Source organism: Rhodoferax sp. (genome assembly GCF_039922535.1).
GTDB lineage: Bacteria > Pseudomonadota > Gammaproteobacteria > Burkholderiales > Burkholderiaceae_C > Rhodoferax_B.
Genome location: NZ_JBDTEM010000175.1, coordinates 1 through 18,264 on the forward strand (window position 1 = coordinate 1; position 18,264 = coordinate 18,264).

12 protein-coding genes are annotated in these 18,264 nt (G+C 63.8%); 5 read left to right on the forward strand and 7 right to left on the reverse strand.

From position 1 onward, the window contains the following. Positions 1-2,902: chromosome segregation protein SMC (gene smc / locus ABI213_RS08145; RefSeq protein ID WP_348026683.1), on the reverse strand; the 2,902-nt coding region annotated here is incomplete at its 3' end. A 302-nt stretch (positions 2,903-3,204) separates the two neighbouring features. Between smc and ABI213_RS08150 the strand changes: the two genes are divergently transcribed. Next, positions 3,205-4,359: a hypothetical protein gene (locus ABI213_RS08150; protein ID WP_348026685.1), complete on the forward strand. Its 1,155-nt coding sequence runs from the start codon at positions 3,205-3,207 to the stop codon at positions 4,357-4,359. An 87-nt stretch (positions 4,360-4,446) separates the two neighbouring features. On the opposite strand, the gene ABI213_RS08155 is transcribed toward ABI213_RS08150, so the two are convergent. From ABI213_RS08155 to ABI213_RS08175, 5 genes are read right to left on the reverse strand one after another with little or no spacing between them, the layout of a single operon-like run. After that, positions 4,447-5,172 (reverse strand): ABC transporter ATP-binding protein, encoded by a 726-nt coding sequence (locus tag ABI213_RS08155; protein WP_348026687.1) that lies wholly within the window; start codon positions 5,170-5,172, stop codon positions 4,447-4,449. Further along, a complete protein-coding gene (locus tag ABI213_RS08160) occupies positions 5,165-5,932 on the reverse strand; it encodes an ABC transporter ATP-binding protein (RefSeq protein ID WP_348005391.1) in 768 nt (255 codons plus the stop codon). The genes ABI213_RS08155 and ABI213_RS08160 overlap by 8 nt, the downstream gene beginning before the upstream one ends. After that, positions 5,929-6,909 carry a branched-chain amino acid ABC transporter permease gene (locus ABI213_RS08165; RefSeq protein ID WP_348005392.1) on the reverse strand — a complete coding sequence of 327 codons (981 nt, stop codon included), beginning with the start codon at positions 6,907-6,909 and terminating at the stop codon, positions 5,929-5,931. The genes ABI213_RS08160 and ABI213_RS08165 overlap by 4 nt, the downstream gene beginning before the upstream one ends. Continuing rightward, positions 6,909-7,781, reverse strand: coding sequence for a branched-chain amino acid ABC transporter permease (locus tag ABI213_RS08170; RefSeq protein WP_348005393.1), 873 nt, complete (start codon positions 7,779-7,781; stop codon positions 6,909-6,911). The genes ABI213_RS08165 and ABI213_RS08170 overlap by 1 nt, the downstream gene beginning before the upstream one ends. An 18-nt stretch (positions 7,782-7,799) precedes the next feature. Next, on the reverse strand, positions 7,800-8,972 hold the full coding sequence (locus ABI213_RS08175; protein WP_348005394.1) for an ABC transporter substrate-binding protein: 1,173 nt from the start codon (positions 8,970-8,972) through the stop codon (positions 7,800-7,802). Between the two features lie 227 nt (positions 8,973-9,199). Between ABI213_RS08175 and ABI213_RS08180 the strand changes: the two genes are divergently transcribed. Both ABI213_RS08180 and ABI213_RS08185 read left to right on the forward strand, forming a co-directional pair. Further along, on the forward strand, positions 9,200-9,421 hold the full coding sequence (locus tag ABI213_RS08180; protein ID WP_348005395.1) for a glycine zipper 2TM domain-containing protein: 222 nt from the start codon (positions 9,200-9,202) through the stop codon (positions 9,419-9,421). Between the two features lie 429 nt (positions 9,422-9,850). Beyond that, positions 9,851-11,410, forward strand: a complete 1,560-nt coding sequence (locus tag ABI213_RS08185; protein WP_348005396.1) for a methyl-accepting chemotaxis protein — start codon at positions 9,851-9,853, stop codon at positions 11,408-11,410. Positions 11,411-11,438: 28 nt separating this feature from the next. Here ABI213_RS08185 and purL read toward each other — a convergent pair whose 3' ends face one another. Then, positions 11,439-15,476, reverse strand: coding sequence for a phosphoribosylformylglycinamidine synthase (purL, locus tag ABI213_RS08190; RefSeq protein WP_348005397.1), 4,038 nt, complete (start codon positions 15,474-15,476; stop codon positions 11,439-11,441). 161 nt (positions 15,477-15,637) lie between these two features. Here purL and map point away from each other — a divergent pair, with 161 nt between their 5' ends. Then, positions 15,638-16,465 (forward strand): type I methionyl aminopeptidase, encoded by an 828-nt coding sequence (gene map, locus ABI213_RS08195; protein ID WP_348026689.1) that lies wholly within the window; start codon positions 15,638-15,640, stop codon positions 16,463-16,465. A gap of 17 nt (positions 16,466-16,482) precedes the next feature. Next, the coding region (gene glnD / locus ABI213_RS08200; RefSeq protein ID WP_348026691.1) for a [protein-PII] uridylyltransferase at positions 16,483-18,264 on the forward strand (1,782 nt) is incomplete at its 3' end.

The following is an 18,264-nucleotide window of genomic DNA, read 5'->3' on the forward strand; positions in this document are numbered from 1 at the left end:
TTTCGCGGTTCAGGCGGTCGATTTCGCTCTGCATACCCGGGATGCGCACATTGCCTTGCACGATGGAGGTGGCAATGGCTTCCAGATCGGCATTGGCTTCGGTCAGCAACTGGCTGAACTGCTCGGACCCCAGGCGCGCGGCCTGCTCCTTGAGCTGGAATTCGGTGATGCGCTGGCGCAGCGGGTCCAGGGCGCGCTCGTTGTGCATGCGGGCCTCGTCGCTGGCGCGCAGGCGGGCGGTCAAATCGTCGTACTGGCTGCGCTGTGCGGCCATCTCGGCCTCGCGCTCCAGCTTGGCCGCCAGCGCGGTTTGCAGGCCGCCCTGGGCCGCTGCGTCGTTCAAGCGGGCCAGTTCGTCCACGGCACGCTGCTGCTCACTGCCCAAGGCCACGGTTTGCTGCTGCGCCATGTCCAGCGAACGGGTCAATTCCGCGCGGCGGGCTCCCAGGCTGCGCTGGGCGAAGGTGGCTTCCTGGGCTTGGCGTTCCAGGCTGCGTTGCTGTTCACGGCACTCATTCAGCTTGCGCTGCACTTCGATGACACGCTCGTCGAGCTGGGCGTGGCGCTCCTGGCTGTCGGCGAGTTGCATGTCGAGCTCTTCAAACCGGCCTTCTGCGGTCACGCGGCGCTCTTGCAGCTCATCCAACTGGGCTTCGACTTCAGCCAAATCACCTTCCAGCTGCTGGCTGCGCAGCCGCGCCTGCTCGGCCAACTGGCCCAGGCGCAGCGTTTCGACCTGCAGCGCGTGGGCCTGGGTTTGCGCCTCGGTGGCTTCGCGGCGAGCCGACACCAGGCGACTGGAGGACTCGTTGTAGGCCGCTTCGGCCCGTACCAGGGCGTAGCGGGTTTCCTCGTTGATCAGGGTCTGGGCGCGCAGTTGCTTCTCTAAACTCTCGATCTCTTGCGCGCGTGCCAGCAGCCCTGCCTGCTCGGAATCGGGGGCATAAAACGACACGCTGTGCGGGCCTACGGCGTGGCCACTTTGCACGTAGATCACTTCGCCCGGCTGCAACTGGCTGCGCTGGTGCAGCGCATCTTCAAAACTGGGGGCCGTATAGCAGCCGTGCAGCCAGTCGCCCAGCAGCGCGGCCAGCCCGGCATCGTTGAGGCGCAGCAAATCGGCAAGGCGGGGCAAGGTTGCAGAATTTTGCGACGGGCCTGCGGGCGGCGGGCTGTAGAAGGCCAGCTTGGTGGGCGGCACGTCGCGGCCATCCAGCCCGGCAAAGGCGCGCACCATTTCCAGCCGGGACACGGCCAGCGCGCCCATGCGTTCACGCAATGCGCCTTCCAGCGCGTTTTCCCAGCCCTGCTCGATGTGCAGCTGGGTCCAGATGCCTTGCAGGCCGTCCAGGCCGTGGCGGGTCAGCCAGGGTTTGAGCTTGCCGTCGGTTTTGACCTTTTCCTGCAGCGCCTTCAGGGCTTCCATGCGGGCCGAAATATCGGCCTGGCGGGCAGATTCGGTGTTGACGGCGGCCTGTTTGGTGCGGCGGTCTTCGTCGAGTTGGGGTAAAAATTCTTGCAGCTCGTGCAGACGGGCATCGGCGATGCTGGCGGCCTCGGTGGCTTCATCTAGCTGAGTTTGCAGTTGCGATAAGCGCGCTTCGTCGGGCGCAGCCAGGGCTTTTTTATCCGTCAGCAGCTTTTCGCGGCGCTGGTCAAACTGGCGGCTTTGCTCTTCGATGCTGCGCTGGTCGGCGGCCAGCACCTGGATCTGCTGCTGCACCTGCACCACGCCGGTACGCTGCGCGTTGGCGGCGCGGCTGGCGGTTTGCAGGGCATCTTCCAGGTCGGGGATTTGCCCGGCCTGCTCTTCCACCTGGGCGGCCAGCAGCTCGGCTTTTTCTTCGGCCTCGATCCCGGTGGCCTCCAGATTTTCCAGCTCAAAATGCGCGTCTTCTTGCCGGGTGGCCCATTGCTGGATTTGCTCTTTCAGCGTGGCCATGCGCAACTCGACGCGCTGGCGGCCTTCCACCACGAAGCGGATTTCGCCCTCCAGACGCCCGACTTCGGCACTGGCCTCGTAGAGCTTGCCCTGGGCGCGGTTGACGGCATCGCCCGCGTCGTAGTGCGCCTGGCGGATGGTTTCCAGCTCGGCTTCGACGTGGCGCAGGTCGGCGATGCGCGACTCCAGGTCGTTCACCGCCTGGGCCGCGTCGGCCTTGACCTTGCTTTGGTCGGATTCGCTATCCACCTTTTTCAGGAACCACAGCTGGTGCTGCTTGAGCGTGGCGCTGGCGTGCAGGCTGTTGTACTTTTGCGCCACCTCGGCCTGCTTTTCCAGGCGCTCCAGGTTGGCGTTCAGCTCGCGCAGGATGTCTTCTACCCGGGTCAGATTTTCACGGGTGTCGCTGAGGCGGTTTTCGGTCTCGCGGCGACGCTCTTTGTATTTGGAGACACCGGCGGCCTCTTCCAAAAACAGGCGCAGCTCTTCGGGGCGCGACTCGATGATGCGGCTGATGGTGCCCTGGCCAATGATGGCGTAGGCGCGCGGGCCCAGGCCGGTGCCCAAAAACACGTCTTGCACGTCGCGCCGGCGCACCGCCTGGTTGTTGATGTAGTAACTGCTGCCGCCGTCGCGGGTCAGCACGCGCTTGACGGCGATTTCGGCAAACTGGCCCCACTGGCCGCCCGCGCGGTGGTCGTTGTTCTCAAACACCAGCTCCACGCTGGCGCGGCTGGCCGGTTTGCGGGTGGTGGTGCCGTTGAAGATCACGTCCTGCATGGACTCGCCACGCAACTCGCTGGCCTTGCTTTCGCCCAGCACCCAGCGCACCGCATCCATGATGTTGGACTTGCCGCAGCCGTTCGGCCCGACCACCCCGACCAACTGCCCAGGCAGATGGAAGGTGGTGGGTTCGGCAAAGGACTTGAAGCCCGCGAGCTTGATGGATTGGAGGCGCACCGGGAAATGGAGGGCTTGTGCCGGGTTTTAGAAATGGTTTGTATGCAGCCGCAGGCAGCACAGAGAAAAGTCAGTTTACCCGAGGCCTTGGACGCGGTACGGTAGCCCGTCGGTCGATAGCTATGTTTTACGTAGCTGTCAGCGCATATGAAACCTGCGCTAGCGGGCTATTTTAAGCTCCATTTTTGCAGCCTGCGCCCCGGTGCCTTTGCGTGTCCCCTGCGGGCTTTATGCTTTTATTATTCTAAAAGTCATAAAATTACCCCTTGGTACATAATTCAACCCTAAAACCAGGGAACCCCATGGCAGAACCTTTCACCTACCGCCGCACGGCACTGGCCGCCAGCTACTGCGATGCGCTGGAAGGCCGCGGCATTTTGGACGCGACCTCGGGCCTGTTTCTGGCAGCACCCCGGCGTACCGGCAAGTCCACCTTCTTGCGCGAAGACATGGTGCCCGAGATGCGCGCGCGCGGCTGGCAAACCCTGTATGTCGATCTGTGGTCGGACCGCAGCCGCGACCCGGCGGAGCTGATCATCGCCGTGGTGCGCGACACGCTGGCCCAGTTGGACGGCCCGGTGCTCAAGGCCGCCAAAAGCGTGGGCCTGGACAAGCTCAACGTGCTGGGCGCGCTGAGCCTGGACCTGAGCAAGATCGGCCAGCCCGGCGGTGCCACTTTGTCGGACGCACTGGAGCGGCTGCACACCAAAAGCGGCAAGCCGCTGGTGTTGCTGGTCGACGAAGCCCAGCACGCCCTGTCTACCGAAGCCGGCACGCGGGCCATGTTTGCCCTCAAGGCGGCGCGCGACCGCCTCAACCAGGGCCGGGCCATCCGGGGCCTGCATCTGGTGATGACCGGCTCCAACCGCGACAAGCTCACCCACCTGGTGCTGCGCCGCAGCGAGCCGTTTTACGGTGCTGGCGTGACGCGCTTCCCGCTGCTGGACCGGGGCTTTGTGGAGGCCTATGCCGAATGGCTCAAACCCCAATTTGCCGACGGCAAGTCGTTCAGCGCCGACACGCTGGAGCGCGCTTTTACCCTGGTGGGGCGCAGGCCGGAAATGCTCAAGCGCGTGGTCGGCGAGGCGGTGGCCGACTGGGGCGGCGCGCAGGCGCTGGACGCGCTGATCGAGCGCAATGCCCAAGAAATCCAGCACCGGGCCTGGCAGGAATTTGCCTCGACCTATAACGCCCTGCCCGACGCGCAAAAAGCCGTGCTGGACGCGATTGCCCGCCTGTCGCCCGACTACACCCCGTTCGCCGAAGCCGCGCTGGCCGCCTACCGGGCAGTGGTGGGCAAGCCGCTGAACAACTCGGCCATCCAGGGTGCGCTGGACGCACTGCGCGACAAGGAACTGATCTGGCGCGCCGGACGCGGTGACTACGCGTTCGAGGACGACGGGCTGCGCGCCTGGTACCTGGAACAGCACCCGCAGCCGCAACTGCTGGGGGCTTGAGCGGTACAGGATTTGCTATTTATTCAGTAGCTGCCAGCGCAGGTAGTATCTGCGCTGGAGGCCTTTTTTCTATAAATTTCCTAAAACCTACCGGGCCACGCCCAGCAGCTTGCCCAACAACTCCGGCTGCTCCTGCAGGCTCTGCGCCGTGCCGGTGTACACCACCGTGCCACGGTCCAACACGGCGGCGGTGTCGGAGATGGCCAGAATCGCCTGCGGATGCTGCTCGACCAGGATGGCCGACAGGCCTTCTTCGCGGGTGATGCGGCGGATGGCCTGCAGCAGCTCCTGCACGATGATGGGTGCCAGGCCTTCACAGGGCTCGTCCAGCAGCAACAACGTGGGGTTGAGCACCAGGGCCCGACCCATGGCCAGCATTTGCTGCTCGCCGCCCGAGAGCTGGGTACCCAGGTTGGTTTTGCGCTCGGCCAGCCGGGGAAACAGGCTGTAGACACGCTCGGGTGTCCAGGGACTGGCACTGCGCCCGGCCCGCGCGGGTCGGGCTACCGCAGTCAGGTTCTCGTGCACGGTGAGCGACTTGAAGATGTTGCGCTCTTGCGGCACCCAGCCGATACCGGCGGCGGCGCGCTCGTGCGACGGCAGGCGGTGCAGCACCACCCCACCCAGGCTAATGCTGCCCGCGTGTTGGCGCGTGGCCCCGGCCAGGGTGTTGATGAGCGTGGTTTTGCCGGTACCGTTGCGGCCCAGCAAGGCCAGCGTCTGGCCTGCGTGCAGTGTCAGCGACACGCCATGCAGCACCACGGCCTCGCCGTAACCGGCGCTCAGGCCCTCAATGTTCAGTAGTTCAGCCATGGGCTTCCTCGCTGTGCCCTAGATACACGGCTTTGACCTGCGGGTCGTTAGCGATGGTCTGCGGGTCGCCTTCGGTCAGCACCGTGCCGTTGACCAGCACCGTCATGCGCTTGGCAAAGCTGAAAACCAGGTCCATGTCGTGCTCAATCAGCAAAATCGACACCTCGGGCGGCAGCGCGGCCACGGTGTGCAGCAGTTCTTCGCGCTCGCCCGCAGGCACACCGGCCACCGGCTCGTCCAGCAGCAGCACGCGCGGTTCGCAGGCCAGGGCAATGGCGATTTCCAGCAGGCGGCGCTTGCCGTACGCCAGCACCCGGGTCTCTTGGGCCATCACGGCGGTCAGGTGGAACTGCTCCAGCAATTGTTCGCAGCGCTGGGTGACATCGCGGCGCGCACCCAGCGCCTGCCACCACGCTCCGCCCAGGCCCCGGTGCTGGGACACCGTCATGGCCAGGGTTTCCAGCGGAGTCAGGGAGTCAAACAACTGGTTGATCTGGAAGGTGCGCACCAGCCCACGGCGCACGCGCTGGTGCGGTGGCAACTGGGTGATGTCCTGCCCTTCCAGCACGATGCGGCCCGCCGTGGGCTGCAGCACGCCGGTCAGCAGGTTGATCAGCGTGGTCTTGCCTGCACCGTTGGGGCCGATCAGCGCGTGGCGCGCGCCCTGGTGCAGGTCCAGCGTGACGTTGTTGGTGGCGGTGATACCGCCAAACTGCATCACCAGGCCTTGGGCGGAGAGTACGGTTTTTGCGCTGCTCATGGCGCGCTCCGGTATTTACGCAGCAAGCGCCAGGTCCAGGGGCGCAGCAGGCGTTCGCGGCCCACCAGCACCAGCACCACCAAAAACAGGCCGATCCAGAAGGTCCAGTACTGCGGTGTGATGCTGGAGAGCGCGTCTTGCATCAGCTTGAACACAATGGCGCCCAGCACACCGCCGTACAGCCAGCCCACACCGCCCACCACCAAAATCAGCATCACATCGGCCGAGCGGTGAAACTCAAACAGGTCCAGCGACGCAAAGCCCGAGGTCTGCGCCAGCAAGGCCCCCGCCGCACCGGCCATGCCTGCCGCCAGCGTGTACACAACCACCAGGCGGCTGTGCACCGGGATGCCGATCGCCATGGCCCGCAGGCGGTTGTCACGGATGGCCTTGAGCGTAGCCCCAAAGGGCGAGTGCACCAGCCGCCGCGCCAGCACAAACAGAACCAGCAACACCACCAGCGAATAGCAGGCAGACGTCTGCCCCGCCAGATCGAATTCAAACCGGCCCAGCACCGGCCCCATCACCACGCCTTGCAGGCCGTCGGCACCGCCGGTCAGCCAGTCCAGCTTGTTGGCCAGCTCCATCAGGATCAGGCCCACGCCCAGGGTCACCATCAGCCGCGTCAGGTCGGTGCCACGCAAAATCGTCGCACTGCACACGGCGCCCAGCAGCGTGGCCGTGGCGATGCCCACCGCCAGGCCCACCAGCGGGTCGGGCATCACGAGCTTGGCGAACAAAGCTGCGGAATACGCTCCCATGCCGAAGAAGGCCGCATGGCCCAGCGACACGATGCCGGTGTAGCCCAAAATCAAATCCAGCGACAAGGCAAACAGCGCCACGATGGCGATCTCGTTGACGATCAGCGCGTGGCGCGGCAGCACCCAGGGTGCGGCCAGGGCCAGCAACCACAGCGCGATTTCCCAGGGCTTCCAGCGGCCACTGCGCAGCAACAGGTTTTGTGCGTCGGTCGCCATCATTTGCCCCCTTGCCGCACGAACAGGCCTTGGGGCCGCCAGATCAAAATCGCAATCATCAGGCTGTAAACGATAAAGGCACCCAGCTTGGGGATGTAGTACTTGCCCGCCACGTCGGCAATGCCCAGCAGCAGCGCGGCCAGCAGCGGCCCGGTGATGCTGGAGGTGCCGCCCACGGCCACCACAATCAAAAAGTACACCATGTACTTGAGCGGAAACGTCGGGTCCAGGCCCAGCACTTCGGCCCCCAGCGCGCCGCCCAGCCCGGCCAGTCCGGAGCCCACGGCAAAGGTACCCAAAAACACCACGTTCACGTTGATGCCCAGGCCCGCCGCCACCCGCTGGTCGTCCACGGAGGCGCGCAAACGCGTGCCAAAGCGGGTGCGGGCCAGCACGTACTGCAAGGCCACGGTCAACGCCGTGCACACCGCGATGATGAACAAACGGTAGTGGCCCATGCCCAGCATCCAGGCGCCCTCGCCCAGCTCGGTGCGGCCCTTGAGCCATTCGGGCAGCTGGATGATTTGCGGGCTGGAGCCGATGAAGTAGTCGGCACTGGCCACCGCCATAAAGGTCAGGCCGATGGAAAACAGCACCTGGTCCAGGTGCGGCTTGCGGTACAGCGGCCGGTACAGCGTGCGCTCCAGCACCGCACCCAGCAGCGCCGAGATGGCAAACGCCAGCGGCAGGCAGAGCAAAAACGGCACGTTGGTGCGCTGCATCAGCAACACCGTGGCGTAGCCGCCCACCATGGCAAACGCGCCGTGGGCCAGGTTGATGAAGTTCATCAGCCCCATAGTCACGGCCAGGCCCACCGCCAAAATAAACAACAGCATGCCGTAGGCGATGCCGTCAAAAAGAATCGTCAACATGCGCGGCAGCTTCGGGGTTTACTTCGCCTTCCCGGGGTCTTTGACGTCTTTGATGACCGCAAACTCGACGTTGTAGAGCTGGCCGTTTTTGCGCTCCACCTTGCGCAGGTAGATGTTTTGCACGATGTCCCGGGTTTGCGCGTCGATGAAGATCGGGCCGCGCGGGCTCTCAAAAATCTGGCCCTTCATGGCCGCCAGCAGCGCATCGCCACCGCCCTGGCCTTTGCTGGCACGCAGGGCTTCGTAGATCACGCGCATGCCGTCGTAGCCGCCCACGGCCATGAAATTGGGGCGCAGGCCCTTGTTGGCCTTGCCGAAGGCTTCGACAAACTTGGTGTTCAGGGCCGAGGGGTGGTCGGTGGAATAGTGGTGCGAGGTGACCACGCCCAAAGCGCCGTCTCCCATGTCGTTGAGCTGGTCGTCGTCGGTCACGTCACCGGTGCCGATCAGCTTGATACCGGCCTTGTCCATGCCGCGTTCCAGAAACTGCTTCATCACCGCCGCGCCCGCGCCGGACGGCACAAACACAAACAGTGCGTCGGGCTTCAGATCGCGTACTTTCTGCAGAAACGGCGCAAAGTCGGGTCCGCGCAGGGGCACCCGCAGCGACTCGGGCACCTGGCCACCGTTGAACAAGAAGCGCTCTTTGAAATACTTCTCGGCATCCAGGCCGGGGCCGTAGTCGCTGACCAGGGTCACCACGGTCTTGATGCCGTTCTTGGGGGCCCAGTCGGCCATGCTGACCGCGGCCTGGGGCAGCGTGAAGCTGGTGCGCACGATGTAGGGCGATGCCTGGGTAATGCTGCTGGTAGCAGCAGCCATCACCACCATGGGGGTTTTCGACTGCGTCGCGATGGGTGCAGTGGCCAGGGCGGACGGCGTGATGCCAAAGCCCGCCAGCACGTTCACCTTGTCGTTCACCACCAGCTCCTGGGCCATACGCCTGGTCACATCCGGGACGCTGGTGTCGTCTTTGACGATCAGCTGGATCTTTTTGCCCGCCACGGTGTCGCCGTTTTGCGCCATGTAGAGCTTGGCCGCCGCCTCGATCTGCCGACCGGTGGAGGCCTGCTGTCCGGTCATGGGCAAGATCAGACCAATCTTGAAGGTGTTGTCTTGCGCTACGGAATATGTAGCTACCAACGTAGTCACAGCAAGCGCTGAGGCCCGCAGAAAGTTTCTCTTTTGCATGTCTTGTCTCCTGGATTAATTCTGGGGTAGGTCCACTCAAGCACCTTACTGTTTCAAACCATACCCGCGTACGTGGGGAAGTGTAAGTCGGTGAAACAACTATCTGTTAGTGCGAAAAAACATACCGGACGTAGGACAGTAACTACATGCACTAGCGGCCTCGTCTGCTGTGTGTTGCGCGGCGTATTTTCCATACTGGGGTATCCACCATCCACAAGGAACCCACCATGAACTCCCTACGCCACTATGCAACCACCGCCACCGTTGCCACCATCGCAGCCACCCTGCTTAGCCTGGGCGGCTGTGCAGGCATGACCCACCAGGAAAAAGGCACTGCTACCGGTGCCGTGATCGGCGGCGTGGCCGGCAATGTCCTGGGCGGCGGCGTGCTGGGCACGGCCGCAGGTGCCGCCGTTGGCGGCGTCGTCGGCCACGAAGTCACCAAGTAAGACTGCAGCCCACGGCCAAGCATCTGGTCTTGGTCGCGTAGACGGCTTACGGCATTCATCGCAGCTTGTGCGATCGGCACAAGCGCTAACGCTCATTTATTTCTAAAAATCGCATCGCCCTGCGCCAAGGCGGTGCGATCAGGGTTGCAGCCTTGCACCTCCCGCGCCACTAGTAGCGCCACGCACTGTTTCCGCGTTCTTCTAATGGCCCATTGAAATGTAACTGCAGTTACATGCGCACAGCGGCCCGACAGGGTATAACCGGCACGCGAGCTTCCCCTGACTCCAAAGTGCGTAACCCTGACTGAAAGTACGGAATATTTACCTCCGTGGGGCTTAACCCTTCCAGATTGGCACGGTTATTGTTACGCTTACTTACTGAAAGCCTGAGCCTTTGCCCTTAGACCTCTCGTGTAACAAAGACCCCCTATGAACCCGCTCAACCGCTTTTCGATCCGCTTTCGCTTGTATTTCAGCACCGCATTTTCATTGCTGCTGCTGGTGGCCATTGGGCTTTTAGGCTACTGGGCGCTGGACTCCACCCGGGGCACGGTGAAGGTGCTGGTCGAGCAAAAGGTGCAGACCCTGACCGACATGAACGAGCTGCGTATCACCCTGGCCCAGGTGCGCCGCAATGAAAAAGACATCATCATCAGCTTCAACAACGCGGTCGAAGTGGCTGTGCTGCGCGAATCCTGGCAAAAGTCGCTGCAAAGCTTTGGCAAAGGGCTGGCTGCATTGCGCAGCAGCCAGGGCAGCGACACCACCTATTTGAAGATGCTCGACACCTCGCAGGCCGAGATCAAGGCTTACACCGATGGCATGTCGCCGGTGCTGGCGCAGATCGAGGGGGCGCAGATCGACGGCTCAGTGGGCGGGGCTTATGCCGAAAAGCAAAAGTCGCACGTGGATGCCATAGACAGCCTGCTGCAGCAAGCCGCCACCACCTCGCGCGAAGACATGCAGGCCTCTCAGGCGGGCATTGACCACCGCACCCTGGTGCTGTCGGGCATCCAGATGGGGATTTTGGTGCTGGCTTTGCTGGTACTGATTCCTTTGACGTTTTTCACCGTGCGCAGCCTCACCCGGTCGCTGGCCCAGGCCGGCAACATTGCCGAAGCCATCGCCCAAGGCCATCTGTTTGTGCCGGTACAGGCGCAGCACAACGACGAGATTGGCCAACTGGTCAACGCCATGGGGCGCATGCAGGTGTTTTTACGTGAACTGGTGTCGCAGGTGCAACTGGCCGCCCGCACCATCCACGCGTCCAGCACCGAAATTGCCGCAGGCAACCAAGACCTGAGCCACCGCACCGAGCACACCGCCGCCAACCTGGAAGAAACCGTGGCCGCCATGGCCGAACTCACCGGCAATGTGCAGGAGAGCGCCAGCGCCGCCGCCCAGGCCAACCAGATGGCCCAGTCGGCCGCCGAAGTGGCCACGCGCGGTGGTGAAGTGGTGTCGCAGGTGGTGGTGACCATGCGCGAGATCAACGCCAGCTCCAAAAAGATTGCCGACATCACCAGCGTGATCGACAGCATCGCCTTCCAGACCAACATCCTGGCGCTCAACGCCGCCGTGGAAGCCGCCCGCGCAGGCGAACAAGGTCGTGGCTTTGCCGTGGTGGCCAGTGAAGTGCGCCTGCTGGCCCAGCGCTCAGCCCAGGCGGCCAAAGAGATCAGCACGCTGATTGGCACCTCGGTGGCCAAGGCCGACGAAGGCGCCAAGTTGGTGGCCCGCGCAGGCACCACCATGGACGACATCGTGGGCAGCGTGCAACAGGTCACCACCATCATCCGCACCCTGTCCAAGCAGGCCAGCGGCCAAAGCAGCAGCATTGCCCAGATCAGCGAGTCGGTGGGCCAGGTGGACCAGGTGACGCAGCAAAACTCGGCCCTGGTAGAAGAATCCGCCGCCGCATCCGAGTCGCTGCGCGAGCAGGCGGATGCGCTGACCGAGGCAGTCAGCCGGTTCCGGCTGGAGGCCTGAACCTGGTTTTTCGCCTAGGTTGGGCCCCCTAGCCCAACCAGCGCCGCGCGTTGTGCCAGAGCTGCATCCAGGGGCTGAAATCGCTTGTGCTCCCGCTGGTCCAGCTCATTTGCACATTGCGGAACACACGCTCGGGGTGCGGCATCATGGCGGTGAAGCGGCCGTCGGCAGTAGTGACCGCGGTCAGGCCACCGGCGCTGCCGTTCGGGTTGTTTGGATAGACCTCGGTGGCGGCACCGAAGTTGTCGACGAAACGCATGGCGGCAATCGCTTGGGCAGCATCGCCGCGGTAGGCAAAGTTGGCGTAGCCCTCGCCGTGTGCCACCGCGATGGGCAGGCGGCTACCGGCCATGCCTTGCAGGAACACGCTGGGGCATTCCAGCACTTCGACCATGGACAGGCGGGCTTCAAAGCGCTCGCTGCGGTTGGTGGTGAAGCGTGGCCAGGCTTGTGCGCCAGGGATGATGTCGGCCAGCTCGGCAAACATCTGGCAGCCGTTGCACACGCCCAGCGCCAGCGTGTCTTGGCGGGCGAAAAAGGCTTTGAACTCTGCGGCCAGCACCGGGTTGAAGGTGATGCTGCGCGCCCAGCCGATGCCCGCACCCAGGGTGTCGCCGTAGCTGAAGCCGCCGCAGGCCACCACGGCCTGGAAGTCTTGCAGCTTGGCGCGGCCAGTTTGTAAATCGGTCATGTGCACGTCAAAGGCATCGAAACCAGCCAGACCGAAGGCGTAGGCCATCTCGGTGTGCGAATTCACGCCCTGCTCGCGCAGCACGGCGACTTTGGGGCGGGTCAGCAGCAAGGCAGGCGACGCTATGGGTTTAGTAGCTGCCTGCGCAGATGCCACCTGCGCCAGAGCACTATTTGGCTCTATAAATACATGCATGCCGGGATCGGCAGGTGCACCGGCGGCAGCGTGCTCGGCATCGGCTCCAGCGGGATTGTCGCGCTGCTGGCAGATCTTCCAGCTCACGCTGTCCCACACTTGGTGCAGGTCGGCCAGGCGGGCAGCGAACACGGCCTTGGCATCGCGCCAGACCTGCACTTCGCCCACGCCTGCGCTGATGGCGCTGCTGGCGGGACGGGTTTTGCCGACGATGTGGCTGTGCTTGGCCAGGCCGTGCGTCCGCAGGGTCTGGATGGCAGCATCGCGGTCGGACGTGCGCACTTGCAGCAGCACGCCGAGTTCCTCGTTGAACAGCGCTTTGAGCGTCAGCTCTTCGCGGCGCGGGCCGACCTGACCCGCCCAGTTTTTGCTGTCGCCCACGTCCATGCGGCTGTCGCTGATGCCGTCGCCTTCGGTGACCAGCAGGTCTACGTTCAAGGCCACGCCGACGTGCCCGGCAAACGCCATTTCGCAGGCGGCCGCAAACAGGCCGCCGTCGCTGCGGTCGTGGTAGGCCAACAGCTTGGGGCGCAACGCGTTGACAGCGTTGACCAGGTTCACCAAATCTTGCGGGTCGTCCAGGTCGGGCACGGTGTCGCCCACCTGGTTCAGGGTTTGCGCCAGGATGCTGCCGCCCATGCGGTTCTGGCCTTTGCCCAGGTCCACCAAGATCAGCGTGGTGTCTTCCGTGGCGTTGAGCTGCGGGGTCAGCGTGCCGCGCACATCGGCCAGGGTGGCGAAGGCGGTGACGATCAGGCTGACGGGGGAAGTCACCTTCTTTTTGTCATCCGCATCCGTCCACTGCGTGCGCATCGACAGGCTGTCTTTGCCCACGGGGATGGAAATGCCCAGCGCCGGGCACAGCTCCATGCCCACGGCTTTCACGGTGGCGTACAGGGCGGCGTCTTCGCCGGGTTCGCCGCACGCGGCCATCCAGTTGGCGGAGAGCTTGACGCGCGGCAGCTCGAACGGCGCAGCCAGCAGGTTGGTAATGGCCTCGGCCACGGCCATGCGGCCCGACGCGGGGGCGTTGACCGCCGCCAGCGGCGTGCGCTCGCCCAGGGCCATAGCCTCGCCGGCGAAGCCCTTGTAATCGGCCAGGGTCACGGCGCAATCTGCCACCGGCACCTGCCAGGGGCCGACCATCTGGTCGCGGTGGCTCATGCCGCCGACAGTGCGGTCGCCGATGGTGATCAAGAAGCGCTTGCTGGCCACGGTGGGATGGGCCAGCACGTCAATCGTGGCCTTTTGCAGGCTCACGCCGGTCAAATCCACGGGTTGGAAGGTGCGGGCCACGGTCTGCACGTCGCGATGCATTTTGGGCGGCTTGCCCAGCAGCACGTTCATGGGCATATCGACCGGGCTGGCGGCGCCGTCATCGGCCACAACCAGTTGGCGTTCTTCGGTTGCGACTCCGACCACCGAGAACGGGCAGCGCTCGCGTTCGCACAGCGCGGTAAAGGCAGCCAGCGACTCGGGCGCGATGGCCATCACGTAGCGTTCCTGGCTCTCGTTGCACCAGATTTCCTTCGGGCTCATGCCGCTTTCTTCCAGCGGCACGCCGCGCAGGTCGAAACGCGCGCCCCGGCCCGCATCGTTGGTCAGCTCGGGGAAGGCGTTGCTCAGGCCGCCTGCGCCGACGTCGTGGATCGCCAAAATCGGGTTTTCGGCGCCCTGCATCCAGCACTGGTTAATCACTTCTTGCGCCCGGCGTTCGATTTCCGGGTTGCCGCGCTGCACCGAGTCAAAGTCCAGCGAGGCCGCGTTGGCTCCCGTGGCCATGGAGCTGGCAGCGCTGCCACCCATGCCGATGCGCATGCCGGGGCCGCCCAGCTGGATCAGCAGCGAACCGGCGGGAAATTCGAGCTTGTGCGTTTGCGTCGCGTCGATGGTGCCCAGGCCACCGGCCAGCATGATGGGCTTGTGGTAGCCGCGGCGGATGCTGTCCACGTCGGAGGTCACGGTTTGCTCGTATTCGCGAAAGTAGCCCAGCAGGTTGGGCCGACCAAATTCGTTGTTGAAAGCCGCGCCGCCCAGCGGGCCCTCGGTCATGATGCTCAAGGGGCTGGCAATGTGCTCGGGTTTGCCAATAGACACGTCGCCCTCTTGCGGCCAGAGCTTGGAGACGGTGAAGCCAGTCAGGCCTGCCTTGGGCTTGGAGCCCCGGCCAGTGGCACCTTCGTCGCGGATTTCGCCGCCCGCGCCGGTAGACGCACCGGGGAACGGCGAGATGGCGGTGGGGTGGTTATGGGTTTCCACCTTCATCAGCACGTGGTGCAGGGCGCTACTCTTTTCGTAGCTGCTTGCGCTGGTGCTATCTGTGCTGGAGGCTGATTTGGCTAAGAAACGCTCGATCTCGTAACCTTCCATGACGGAGGCGTTGTCCGAGTACGCCACCACGCTGTGCTGCGGCGCCAACTGGTGGGTGTTGCGGATCATGCCGAACAGGCTCTTGGTCTGGGCCACGCCGTCGATGGTGAACTCGGCGTTGAAGATTTTGTGGCGGCAGTGCTCGCTGTTGGCCTGGGCAAACATCATCAGTTCCACATCGCTGGGGTTGCGTTGCAGCGTGGTGAAGGCGTTGACCAGGTAGTCAATTTCGTCGTCGGCCAGGGCCAGGCCGAATTCGGTGTTGGCGGCCAGCAGCGCAGCCCGGCCACCGCCGAGTACATCTACCTGGGCCAGTGGGGCGGCTTCCAATGCGGTAAACAGCTCTTGGGCTTGGCTGCGGTCTAGCATGGCGCTTTCGGTCATGCGGTCGTGTAGCAGGTCGGCCACATGGGCCAGTTGCTCAACCGACAAGGTGGTTTTGCCCAGCAAAGGCTGCTTCACCGTCAGGCGGTATTCGACGAAACGCTCCACCCGGCGCACCGCCAGGCCACAGTTGTGGGCAATGTCGGTGGCTTTGGAAGCCCAGGGCGACACGGTGCCAAAACGCGGCGTGACCACCAGCAAGGGGCCTTCGGTGGGGCCTGCATACGGGTCGCCGTAGGTCAGCAAACCCGCCAGTTGCGCACGCACGGCATCCGCAGGCGCGGCATCGCTGGCCACCAAGTGCACAAAGCGTGCGGCCACGCCGGTGATCTTTTCATGGATGGCTTGCAGCCGGGGCAGGAGTTGCTGAACACGGAAGTCGCTAAGGGCGTTGCCGCCTTCAAACAGAGAGATATGCAAGGTCACGGTGGCGGCCTGGTTGGGGAAAAATGTGGACTGGGTGGCCCGGTGGCGCAGCGCGCAAACCGCTGCTACGGGCAAACCCTAGAGCGCAGAATTTTAACGGCTGCGCAAAGTCCCAAAGGCGGCGCAGCAACCCATCGCGGCATCTAGGATAATTAGGGGCTATGACCATCACCTACAAAGACGCAGACGGCATCGCAGGTATGCGCGTCGCGGGCCGCCTGGCTTCCGAAGTGCTCGACTACCTGACCCCCCACGTAGTACCCGGCGTGACCACTAACCACCTCGACAAGCTGGCGCATGACTACATCACCCAGGTGCAAGGCGGCATTCCGGCCCCGTTGAACTACACCGGCGGCGGTAACGTCCCCTACCCCAAATCGATCTGCACCTCGGTCAACCACCAGGTTTGCCACGGCATTCCCAACGACAAGCCGCTGAAAAAAGGCGATAGCGTGAACATCGACGTGACCGTCATCAAAGACGGCTGGCACGGCGACACCAGCCGCATGTTCATAGCGGGCGAAGGCAGCATTTTGGCCAAGCGTCTGGCCGCCCTAACCTACGACGCGATGTGGCACGGTATCAAGATGGTCAAGCCCGGCATCCACCTGGGCGACATCGGCCACGCCATCCAGCGCTTTGCCGAAAGCAACGGTTTCAGCGTGGTGCGCGAGTTTTGCGGCCACGGCATTGGCCGCATCTTCCACGAAGAGCCGCAGGTGCTGCACTATGGCAAGCCCGGCACGCTGGAGATGCTGAAAACTGGCATGACCTTCACCATCGAGCCGATGATCAACGCGGGCAAGAAGGAGATCAAGGAAGGCCCTGAAAAAGACGGCTGGAGCATCGTCACCAAAGACCATTCGCTGTCCGCCCAGTGGGAGCACACGATTCTGGTCACCGAAACCGGCTACGAAGTGCTGACGCTGTCCGCGGGAAGCCCGCCTACGCCGGCCTTTGTGCCCGTACAAGCTGCTGCCACCGCGTGAAACGCGACGCAGGTCTGATGACCGATATCCCCGCATTGCGGGCGCACTACCTGGATGAAAAGTCGCTGCTGCTCGAAGCGGTGCGGGAGAGCGGTGCCAGCACCCGTGGCGTGCGGACCACGCTGCAGAACCTGTCGGCACTGACCGACGACATCCTGCGCGGCCTGTGGGCGATTGCCGGATTTACCCCCTCCTTCGCGCTAGTCGCGGTGGGTGGATTTGGCCGGGGCGAGCTGTTTCCCTGTTCCGACATCGACGTGTTGATACTGATGCCCGAGGGCGTGTCACCCGAGGCAGACCCGGCGCTCAAGGCCCGCATTGAGAGCTTCATCGGCAGTTGCTGGGATACCCGGTTGGAGATCGGCTCCAGCGTGCGCACGGTGGACGACTGTCTGGCCGAAGCCAGCAAAGATGTCACGGTACAGACCTCGCTACTCGAATCGCGCCTGGTCACCGGCGACACCAAGCTGTTCAACCAGTTCCGCAAGCGCCTGTCGGACGCGCTGGACCCGCGCGCATTTTTCGTGGCCAAAACCCTGGAAATGCGCCAGCGGCACAACAAGTTTGAAAACACACCGTTTTCGCTCGAACCCAACTGCAAAGAGTCGCCCGGCGGCCTGCGCGACCTGCAGACTATTTTGTGGGTGGCCAAGGCCGCCAAGCTGGGCAAAACCTGGGATGAACTGGTGCGCAGCGGCATCGCCACCCCGCACGAGGCCAAGCAGCTCAAGCGCAACGAGTCCTTGCTGTGCCTGATCCGCGCCCGCCTGCACCTCACGGCCGGTCGCCGCGAAGACCGGCTGGTGTTCGACCTGCAAACCGCCGTGGCCGAATCGTTTGGCTACCAAACCGTGTCCGAAGACACCGGCTTGCCGGTGCGTGCCAGCGAGGCACTGATGCGCCGCTACTACTGGGCCGCCAAGGCTGTCAGCCAGTTGAACCAGATCGTGCTGCTCAACATCGAGGAGCGCCTCAACCCGTCTACCCACGCGCTGCGCCCCATCAATGAGCGGTTTTTTGAAAAAGCCGGAATGATCGAGGTGGCCAGCGACGATCTGTACACCCGCCATCCACACGCGATTCTGGAAACTTTTTTGCTGTACGAAACGGCAGGCGGCATCCACGGCCTGTCGGCGCGCACGCTGCGCGCGCTGTACAACGCCCGCGGCGTGATGACCGCCAAGTTTCGCAACGACCCGGTGAACCGGGCGACGTTTCTGGCGATTTTGCAGGCCCCTTCGGGCATTACCCATGCGCTGCGGCTGATGAACGACACCTCGGTGTTGGGGCGCTATCTGTGGGTATTTCGGCGCATCGTGGGGCAAATGCAGCACGACCTGTTCCACGTCTACACGGTAGACCAGCACATCATGATGGTGCTGCGCAATGTGCGCCGCTTCTTCATGGCCGAACACGCCCACGAATACCCGGCCTGCTCGCAGCTGGGTGCGGGCTGGGACAAACCCTGGATCTTGTACGTGGCGGCACTGTTCCACGACATTGCCAAAGGCCGGGGCGGCGACCATTCCGACCTGGGTGCCCGCGAAGTGCGGCGTTTTTGCACCCAGCACCACATTGCCGCCGAAGACAGCCGGTTGATCGAATTTTTGGTCACCGAGCACCTGACCATGAGCCGTGTGGCCCAAAAGGCCGACCTCAGCGACCCCGACGTAATCGCCGCCTTCGCCAAACGCATGGGCAACGAGCGCTACCTGACCGCCCTGTACCTGCTGACGGTAGCCGACATCCGCGGCACCAGCCCCAAGGTCTGGAACGCCTGGAAGGGCAAGCTGCTGGAA

Excerpts from the sequence above, each read along its gene's own strand:
- ABI213_RS08150 (WP_348026685.1), top strand. The coding sequence starts at position 3,205 with ATGGCAGAACCTTTCACCTACCGCCGCACGGCACTGGCCGCCAGCTAC.
- ABI213_RS08155 (WP_348026687.1), bottom strand. The coding sequence starts at position 5,172 with ATGGCTGAACTACTGAACATTGAGGGCCTGAGCGCCGGTTACGGCGAG.
- ABI213_RS08160 (WP_348005391.1), bottom strand. The coding sequence starts at position 5,932 with ATGAGCAGCGCAAAAACCGTACTCTCCGCCCAAGGCCTGGTGATGCAG.
- ABI213_RS08165 (WP_348005392.1), bottom strand. The coding sequence starts at position 6,909 with ATGGCGACCGACGCACAAAACCTGTTGCTGCGCAGTGGCCGCTGGAAG.
- ABI213_RS08170 (WP_348005393.1), bottom strand. The coding sequence starts at position 7,781 with ATGTTGACGATTCTTTTTGACGGCATCGCCTACGGCATGCTGTTGTTT.
- ABI213_RS08175 (WP_348005394.1), bottom strand. The coding sequence starts at position 8,972 with ATGCAAAAGAGAAACTTTCTGCGGGCCTCAGCGCTTGCTGTGACTACG.
- ABI213_RS08180 (WP_348005395.1), top strand. The coding sequence starts at position 9,200 with ATGAACTCCCTACGCCACTATGCAACCACCGCCACCGTTGCCACCATC.
- ABI213_RS08185 (WP_348005396.1), top strand. The coding sequence starts at position 9,851 with ATGAACCCGCTCAACCGCTTTTCGATCCGCTTTCGCTTGTATTTCAGC.
- map (WP_348026689.1), top strand. The coding sequence starts at position 15,638 with ATGACCATCACCTACAAAGACGCAGACGGCATCGCAGGTATGCGCGTC.